Origin of the sequence: Spirosoma sp. 48-14 (assembly GCF_001898575.1) — a bacterium.
Lineage (GTDB): Bacteria > Bacteroidota > Bacteroidia > Cytophagales > Spirosomataceae > Spirosoma.
Map to the genome: position 1 here is coordinate 186,344 of NZ_MKUD01000025.1, position 8,232 is coordinate 194,575.

Here is an 8,232-nt window from a genome sequence, read left to right on the forward strand (position 1 = left end):
ACCAAATGCCAATCCATCGGCCTAAAGTTCAGTTTGTGGCCGGTATCGACCCCGATTTAGATAAATCCGGTTTGGTTATCTACGACCGAAAAGAAAACGCTTGGTTCTGTAAAACCGTCACTCAGTACGAACTACAGGAGATTATAATAAGCGAATACAAAGCCGAAGAAATCGAAATTTTCGTAGAGTCCGGCTGGGACAATAACGGCTTTTTTCACATCGAAAAATTTCCCGAAACCTGGAAGGATTGGGACGAAGACAAAAAGCTAAAATACATAGCTAAAGCCGCTACCCGCGTCGGTGAAAATTTCGGGGTTGGCAAATCAATCGTTCACATCCTGACCGCTAACGGCTTCAAGGTTCAAACAAGACCGCCCAAGTCGGCTAAATGGGACACCCACACATTTAAACGCGCTACGGGCCTAGAAAAAGGCTACAACGAAGAAATACGGGACGCTTGCCGTACCATGTGGGACTTTAAATAAATCGCTCAGTAGTCAAATTCTCAATCTATAAACCTGTTTCAATAATGGAAATCACAAAAACCGAAATCCGCTATAACTACAGCGAAGACGAAATAACCCAATTAGGCCGCGATGTTGCCCGGCTAATGAATGACATTAAAACCAAAGAGGAAGAAAAAAAGACGGTTGTAGCCGACTTTAACCACCAAATAGCCGATATAAAAAAGAACTTTAATAAAAACGTAGATCGGGTAAATAATGGCTTTGAAATGCGCGAAGTAGAAGCCCGACTACATAAGAATTACCTTACCAACGAAAAAGAGTATTACGACCCCGTTACGGGCGATTTACTCAAAACTGAGCCGTTCGAGCCGAAGGATTTACAGCGGCATATTTCCGAATTTACCGACGACGTAAAAGCGTTTGAAAGTAAAGCCAAACCAACCCCGGCCGTCGAACCTGTAGTCGACGAAACCAGCGAAGACGCCCCGGCCGACGAAGCCCCCAAAGAGCCGACGACAAACGAAGGATTTAGCCGGTTGGAGTATAACGAAGTCGAACAAATGACTATCGTTTCCCCGCTAACCGAACGTCGTAACGGCCGCGAAAATTCGGCTAACTGGAAAATCGTTTGTCCGTCCGCTAAGAGCGAAGTAATCGAGCATTTTATTTGGCTGTTTCCTGAATTACGCGGCACGTTTGACGAGGTTAAAAAAGCCTTTGACGACTACCTAATTAGACTCGAAGACGTAGAAGCAACCGAAGCGGAAAACCAGACGGGCGAAGGCGAAGAAACGAGCGAGGAAAACCCCGCCCCGGAACCGGAAAAACCGAAGCGCAAAAAGAAAGAAAAATACGTATTGCGCCGATTACGAAACCAGCCACCAACCGCCGAAAATAACGGCGAACAATCTTAAATTTTTGTTGAATTACGAGTAATAGCCGGGCCGATTTGCGCCCGGTTATTCTAACCCTTTCGGTTATGGCAATTTACGATTTAAAAGCCGATAAAAAATTACTTGAACCCGGCGAAATAATCGGAAAACACCCCGATACCGGCGTAATCCATCGGCTAACGATTACGACAAAAGGCCGTATAACCATCGAACGAAAACCCTACGTTTCATCTTGCGCCGATGGTTGGGTAAAGCACTATAACAACATCGAAGACGACGCCGAAAAACATCTTTTTCTAATCCTGAAAATCCGTCAAAATCCAGCCGAATGGCTGTAGTAAAATGATTTACGAAGTCGGAAAATTCTATAACGTTCCGGTTGCCATTTTAGGCGAAACATACTACCGGGGTTTCTATCCAAACTCTGTAATTCCTTTAATGGGAGAGCAACACAACGACATAGAAATTATCAACGTAACGAGCGAACATTATCATATTGATTGGCGATTTGTTCGGAATCGAAATTTTGCAATCGCTACCGATACGGATTATTCCGAAGTTATCGGTTTGGAACATGGAATAATAATAATGCCGGAACATATCTTACGGATTGAAACCCGCCGTATGAAGTGCAAACGGGACTTTAGGGATTATCCAAGTCAGATAGCCCCCTGGTTTACGAAGTTGCAAGAAAAATACGCACACACGACGGCAAAAAATGGCCGTTGTCCGCACAAAGGTTTTGATATGACGACGATCAAGCCCGATGCTGAGGGTTGTATCACTTGCCCGCTACATGGTCTTAAATGGAACGCTACGGCTTGGAAATTACAACAATGACAGATAAAGCGAAAAGCCTAGCCGAAAAGCTACTAGAGTTAGCCCGGCGCGGGGTTGGGGGCGAACGAGAAAACGCCGAACAACTTTTAATTAAGCATTTAAGTAATTACGGTTTGACACTTGAAGAATTTGAAAAAGATACGCAAACCGTAAAGCTAACAATCGAATGGTTAAAGACGGATATTAATAATCAAAATTCATTTTACCGGCAAGTTGTCGCAAGTGTAATCGGGGGCGAACGTACAAAAGATTTTGAATCCTACATAAACGAAAAAACGCGCTATCAATGGTTAGAATTTGACGTTACGATAGCCGAAAAAATCGAAATCGAGCAAAAGATAGCCGTCTATTGGGCCGATTATCAACAACAATTAGCAGTTTTCTACGCGGCCTACATTCAGAAAAATCATTTATACGCGTTGCCAGACCCAAACCAAACGGAACAAGATTCCGAAGAAACGCCCGAAGAACGCCAAAAACGTTTGAAGCTAATGCGAATGATGGAAGGAATCGACCATAAACGAATTTTTAAAGAATTAAACTAAAACTTTTAAACTCTAATTTTTATGATTCCCGCAATGAACCCCCTATTTCCTTCGGACAATACCCGGCCTGTTTCTCGTAAACGCGCTATGCCAACAGCCGCAACTGATCGCTACAACAAAACGTTAGATTTTATTCGTAGTGTATTGAAATTTAACGCCGAAGTAGAATTACAATCGACAGCACTAAACCAACAGTTTGGCGTTAGTACGTCGTTTTTAACGGCCCTATTCAAACTAAATGCCGTAACGCGTCGGCGTAAACAAGGTAAATCGTATTACTACAAAGCCTTGCCAAAACTAGAAACCGTTACCGCGCAAAATATTTCGGAAGAACTGGCAAAGGCTAATAAAAAAGACGACCCTAACGAGCCTGTTAAGCCGCAACCCGAAGAACTGGTAAAAATTGCCGAAGCCAATAGCGCAAACGAGCCGGAACCCACTAACGCAATAATCCAGACCGACGAAAAAACCGACAAAACCGAAACGTATTTAATCGGGCTAACTGGTGCGGATAATCTTAGCGATATGCTATACATTAATTTAGATAAAAAGCCGAAAGATTTTGATTCGGCAATGACTATGATTAATAACATGAATTGCGGGCCGGGGCAAAAAATAGTTTTGGTAAGTGTCGTTAGCGTATTCGAGCCGATTAGAAAATTAGAAGAAACAACCCTTTAAAATTTAACTCTATGAGTTTTAACACTTGCTCAAACGATTTGCCGCCAATCGAATTTAAGGGGTGCGAAGAATTGAAATTTACACCCCGACTCGCTGTTTATACTTGCTCTAGTAACCATGTATTTGTTACTAGAATTATAGACGAAGGCACTACGCCAATGCTTCTAAATTGTCGGCGTCCCGGTTGCCGTTTTCAGGCACAAAGCACATATGTAAAACGGCAACCGTTGGAGCCACCAACGCACGAATGGTATAAGCCGAAATACCCTGAACGGTACGAAAGCGAAGGCATGAAAGAACACGTAAAAGCGGGCGGGCTGGTACTCCGAAAAATTGGCGACCCCGACGAAACCGAAGTCATGAAACCCGATAACGGAAAATCTGTTTTTGGGTTTAAAATCAACGTCCCAAAAGACAAACGTTTTTCAAGTCTTATAACAAAATCGTTAACCAATAAAAAGAAATGATTTTACAATTTAAGATAAAAACCGACGACGGAAAACCAACCGGGTTTGTTCGTAAAATTCTGACCGGGCAAAAAATACATACGTTACGCGAAGACGTAACCGGGCGTTGGAAACCCGGCGCAAAAATTCAGTTTGCTACGGGCGTAAGAACCCCGAAATACGAACAATTTTTGGAAGGGATTTGCACCGGAATCCAAAAGGTATTTTTACGAACCGATAACGTTAATGTTTTTATCTACGTTGACGGGCGGCTACTGACCGGGGCCGATGTGGTACGGTTTTATCGAAACGACGGCTTTAAGACGTTCGATGAATTTTCTAGCTGGTTTATGCCTATCTGTCAATCTGCACAGGCTACAGGTAAAAAAGGAGTTGCGTTACGGTTAATTCATTGGACGGATTTCAAATATTAATATGGCAACTCCAATAGGATTTATTGAGCAAAACGACACGTTTACGACCTTTAACGGTGAAACCTATCCGGTTTGGTATCGGGCAAATGATAAGCAGGGTTTTGAATGCGTTTCAGTTTGGGAATTTAGCCCCGAAGAACTGGAAGTAATTAAAGATACAGCAACCGTATTTGTTCGCTTTTACAATCAGCAACCGTATATCTACGTCGGTTTCGGTGAACCTGTCGATTTTGAAGGCAAAAGTTTAGATGTAAAAGCTAATCCAGAATTAGGAATTGATTTGCCCGCCTACAAAGAACTAACGACGTTTAACGGCAAACCCGCCGTTTCGATTACGTCCGCTTGGCAATTAAGCCCCGAAGGGTTACGCTGGGTTTTAACGCATGGCTATGTATCATTTGTTACCGTTGGCTATCAACGAGACTGCCAGTTATACGGCATTTGTCCGATTGAATTTTAACCCTAAAACGATAAAGCCCGACCGTAAAACAGTCGGGCTTTATTATACTCAATCAACCTGATACTATGCGAGTTCTACCCGGCTCAACCATGAACGCATAAATTTCTCTTGCGTCGGGTTATTTCGGGCGTTTATGAAGTATTTGTACCCCTGTAGGATATTCAGCATTAACAGCAAATCTTTAGGGCGCGGGTGTGTGTTTACAAGTGCGATAGTTTGCGGCCCGATTATGCCGTCTTCGGCAATATCGGGGTACGCTTTACCCTGATTGTTCAACACGTTTAACGATTGCTGTAGATACAGCGCGGCCGTTCGGGTTCCCTGATTTACCGATGTATCAAACAATTCCGAAGCAATCAACTGATTGGTACATAAGTCGAGTTTATGAACGTCCCAATAGTAGGTTTTATAAAACTCCTTCACTAACGTTTGTAGTGTACCGTTCGCTTTTAATGCCCGGTTTACAACATCCGTATTTTTATACTGAGCAATAGCCGTGTGAATAATCGGCCAACCTTTCCAGTTGGGCCAATCGCGGGTAGTTACCCCGGCATAAGTCAGACCCCCTTTATCGTCCGGGTCATTAGCCAAACCGCCTTCAAAATTGAGCGTGAGCGCGAACGCTTTATTGAAATCTGCCATTAGTTCGCTGTTTTAGGTAAGCGTGATAAAACCGTTTGGCGTAATCGCTCTTTACTTTTCTTTTGACCGAAGCCGAACGGGTGTTTTTCTTTCTGAGAGCTTATAAAATCTTCCTGAACCTGATACCGCGCCCCGAATAGATCGGCCGACAATTCCGCTATACGGCCTTCCTGCTGGGCTATCGTTTCGGTTTGCTGGTCGATTCGTTCCCGTTGCTGTCCGGTTAGTTCTTTTAGTGCCTGGGTAGAGTCGGCGTAAACCTGACCGTAGCCGGTTAATTTGGCTATACGGTCGTTTATTTGCTCCTGATCGACGGGCGAAGTGAAGCCCAACCCTTCGGCGGCTAATCCAGCGTCGGCGGCTAGTTTCTTCTGTAGGGCGTCCATTGAATTAACGAGGTTGTTAACCTTCGCTTTGCCCTGTGTTATCGCCTGATCGACTAACAGCGCGGCTTTTTCCCCGGCTGTTAACTGAGCCTGTAGCTGTAGGGTTTCGACGCGCTTATCTGCCAGTTGCCGCCCCAATCGGGCGGTATCTTTTTGGAGCCAGTAAACCCGGTTGCGCTCTATAGCTATCGTGTCGTTTTTGCGGGAAACCAGCGAATCGAGCCGATTGATTGCCCCTTTCAAAAACACAATATCGGCCCCGCGATTCTGGCACGTTGTACAAATCCAGCAAAAGCCGACTGTTACCAGAATGCCCGCCAAAAACCGCCAATACGCTTTTAAAAATAGTAAGAGAGTCATTTGATTAGTAGTCTATCGTTAACGTGTCAGACGCGGCAAAAATCAGCGTATCGGACGGCATACGGGACGCATTAAACCAGCCTTTAAACCGTTTCCATAGATTCGGGTCGGGCTTCGGTTCGTCGGGTTTCCTGGGTTCGATTGGCCGGGCCTGAATAACCGAACTTTGGAGAGTCTTCTTAACTTCTTTCGTGGTCGATTTGACGACCTTTTTAACATCTTGGTTGCTTTGTTGCAGTAACGTAGTATTCCGGGCCTGATTCGCTATGATTGTTCCCTGTAGGGCTGAAATCGACGTAACGGCGGCTAATAGGGTATCCTGCTTTGCGTCGGTTTGGCGTAGCTTCTGCGTAAACGTGTTTGTTGCCTTAGCTTCGGCCTGTTTTGCGGCCGCTACCGCTTCGGCGTTGTCTTTTTGTCGCTGGGTATATACATCGACGTAGGAGTAAACCAGAACGGCCGCAACGATCAACCCGAAACCCCACGTTAGTTTATTTTCCCATCGGGCGAAGTAATCGACGCGAACCGGGGCCGTATCGGGCTGGCTGGCTTCTTCTTCGCGTTGATGATTGACCAACCGGACGGCGGCAACAGCCGCCCCCGCCCACGTGACAAACTGTACAATATCTGTCCACCAAAACCAACCCGCGTGACCGACGCGGGCGGCAAGGTTCGCCAACGTCCCGAACGCAACCGCCCCAATCAGTTGGGGCAACGGAGCCGGGGCCGTTCGGAGCGCGAAAAACAGCCGGAACATATAAAACGATATGATTGCCTGACCGATACAGATTACCGGGTGGTCAACCTGATTAAATGGCCCGTCTAAGGGTACGTAGGTTAAGACTGTGTTCATGGTTTTTTAGTTGGAAAAATTGAGTTGAGTAAATCCAGAAACGGGGCTTTAATGCGAACCCAAACGTTTGTTACTTTTTCAATTCGTTCTAATCCTTCGTCAAAGGCTTCGCCGGGGTTGGCTTCGGCGTACTTGCCGACTCCCTGAGCAATCCGAATAATCCAGGCTAATAACTGTATCGCTATGTCGCCAATCAGCGCAACGGCCGCGTAGTTGCCTTCGGGCCGTTTGATACCTAAAACCCCGCCCGCCTGAATCACATCCGGGGCGAACAGGCACGCGATAATAAAAGCCACTAACCAACCCATAACCGACGCGCCAAACGGGATTTTTGGTAGTGCAAACCGAATCACAAACGCCCCAAACGCGGCCGAAAGCCAGTTGCCCGCATTTTGTTGCGGTTGGAAGTAATTAATAAGCCAGTCGATTAGACTAAGGGCTAAAAACACGCTGAAAGCAAAAATTCGGGGCATTTGCGTTGTCATGGGTTGAGTGGAGAAAAGGAGCCGGATTACTGTTTAAACGTCCGTCGTAGCCGAACTGTCGAACTGTTTGGGTTGATCGCAAGGGGTAAAATCGGAATGAGCTTTCCGCTAGTCGGGTCGCGTTTGGCCTCAAACAGTTTCGAGCCGCCCGCCTGTAACGTGTAGGCTAATCCGCCTTCGGTAACGGTTGCCGTAGTCGAACCGACGTTTTCTATATACACCTCTACGACGCCCGTAAGATCGACTACCGCCGATGTAGAGGTAATATTGGTAACAGACGAAGGAACCGAGCCAAAGACGGAACCGTTGGCGGGCGTTGTTTTGATGGCCGTAATAAACCCACTGACGGCGGAATCGGCTGAATTGAGGTTATAGGGTAAACCCGATTCATTCAGAAAATGGGTAAGGGGGTAGACTACCCCCGTTTTACTACCATCCATATAAAGCCGCACTTTTCCGCCGTCCGCAACGGGCAAAACGTCGGTATGGAGCGTTGGTTTTTTACCGAGCGTGTCAGCAATAATAAAGTACTTACCAGCCGGATATACGCGGCTTTTGGGCGGGGTTTGGGCGAAGGATGTAACGGCTACTAGGAGTAGTAAAGAAAAAAGGATTGATTTCATGGTTTATGTTTTTATGATTTGACTTTTAGGTTGACTGGGTACTGGGTTACTGGTTTTCATTGCCTGCGAATGACTTGTCCATTTCGCAGGCAATGCACAGGTTGATAGCTTAAATGC

General features: G+C 45.8%; 14 protein-coding genes. 9 read left to right on the plus strand and 5 right to left on the minus strand.

The genetic code is table 11. The features are described from left to right. The first annotated feature begins 5 nt into the window (after positions 1–5). The 9 genes from BGO59_RS15590 to BGO59_RS15630 all read left to right on the plus strand — a co-directional run bounded on the left by BGO59_RS15590 (position 6) and on the right by BGO59_RS15630 (position 4,766). Positions 6–485, plus strand: a complete 480-nt coding sequence (locus BGO59_RS15590; protein ID WP_293684550.1) for a hypothetical protein — start codon at positions 6–8, stop codon at positions 483–485. Positions 486–529: 44 nt separating this feature from the next. Further along, entirely contained in the window at positions 530–1,381 is an 852-nt protein-coding gene (locus BGO59_RS15595) for a hypothetical protein (protein WP_293684551.1), read from the plus strand. Between the two features lie 65 nt (positions 1,382–1,446). Next, complete coding sequence (locus BGO59_RS15600; RefSeq protein ID WP_293684552.1) at positions 1,447–1,698, plus strand: hypothetical protein; 252 nt, start codon at positions 1,447–1,449, stop codon at positions 1,696–1,698. Positions 1,699–1,702: 4 nt separating this feature from the next. Further along, positions 1,703–2,200, plus strand: coding sequence for a Rieske 2Fe-2S domain-containing protein (locus BGO59_RS15605; RefSeq protein WP_293684553.1), 498 nt, complete (start codon positions 1,703–1,705; stop codon positions 2,198–2,200). After that, positions 2,167–2,745, plus strand: a complete 579-nt coding sequence (locus BGO59_RS15610) for a hypothetical protein (RefSeq protein ID WP_293684554.1) — start codon at positions 2,167–2,169, stop codon at positions 2,743–2,745. Before BGO59_RS15605 ends, BGO59_RS15610 begins: the two co-directional genes overlap by 34 nt. Before the next feature lie 33 nt (positions 2,746–2,778). Next, complete coding sequence (locus BGO59_RS15615) at positions 2,779–3,426, plus strand: hypothetical protein (RefSeq protein WP_293684555.1); 648 nt, start codon at positions 2,779–2,781, stop codon at positions 3,424–3,426. A gap of 158 nt (positions 3,427–3,584) precedes the next feature. Further along, a complete protein-coding gene (locus tag BGO59_RS15620) occupies positions 3,585–3,893 on the plus strand; it encodes a hypothetical protein (RefSeq protein WP_293684556.1) in 309 nt (102 codons plus the stop codon). Continuing rightward, on the plus strand, positions 3,890–4,306 hold the full coding sequence (locus BGO59_RS15625) for a hypothetical protein (RefSeq protein ID WP_293684557.1): 417 nt from the start codon (positions 3,890–3,892) through the stop codon (positions 4,304–4,306). Before BGO59_RS15620 ends, BGO59_RS15625 begins: the two co-directional genes overlap by 4 nt. A 1-nt stretch (position 4,307) precedes the next feature. Continuing rightward, positions 4,308–4,766, plus strand: a complete 459-nt coding sequence (locus BGO59_RS15630; protein ID WP_293684558.1) for a hypothetical protein — start codon at positions 4,308–4,310, stop codon at positions 4,764–4,766. A 63-nt stretch (positions 4,767–4,829) separates the two neighbouring features. On the opposite strand, the gene BGO59_RS15635 is transcribed toward BGO59_RS15630, so the two are convergent. Genes BGO59_RS15635 through BGO59_RS15655 form a run of 5 tightly spaced genes read right to left on the minus strand, consistent with a single transcriptional unit; the run spans position 4,830 to position 8,115 of the window. Continuing rightward, positions 4,830–5,408, minus strand: coding sequence for a glycosyl hydrolase 108 family protein (locus BGO59_RS15635; RefSeq protein ID WP_293684559.1), 579 nt, complete (start codon positions 5,406–5,408; stop codon positions 4,830–4,832). Next, complete coding sequence (locus BGO59_RS15640; RefSeq protein WP_293684560.1) at positions 5,408–6,154, minus strand: hypothetical protein; 747 nt, start codon at positions 6,152–6,154, stop codon at positions 5,408–5,410. Before BGO59_RS15640 ends, BGO59_RS15635 begins: the two co-directional genes overlap by 1 nt. A 4-nt stretch (positions 6,155–6,158) precedes the next feature. Further along, positions 6,159–7,007, minus strand: a complete 849-nt coding sequence (locus tag BGO59_RS15645; RefSeq protein WP_293684561.1) for a hypothetical protein — start codon at positions 7,005–7,007, stop codon at positions 6,159–6,161. Continuing rightward, entirely contained in the window at positions 7,004–7,492 is a 489-nt protein-coding gene (locus BGO59_RS15650) for a hypothetical protein (RefSeq protein WP_293684562.1), read from the minus strand. The genes BGO59_RS15645 and BGO59_RS15650 overlap by 4 nt, the downstream gene beginning before the upstream one ends. Before the next feature lie 26 nt (positions 7,493–7,518). Then, positions 7,519–8,115 (minus strand): hypothetical protein, encoded by a 597-nt coding sequence (locus BGO59_RS15655; protein ID WP_293684563.1) that lies wholly within the window; start codon positions 8,113–8,115, stop codon positions 7,519–7,521. Positions 8,116–8,232 lie beyond the last annotated feature (117 nt).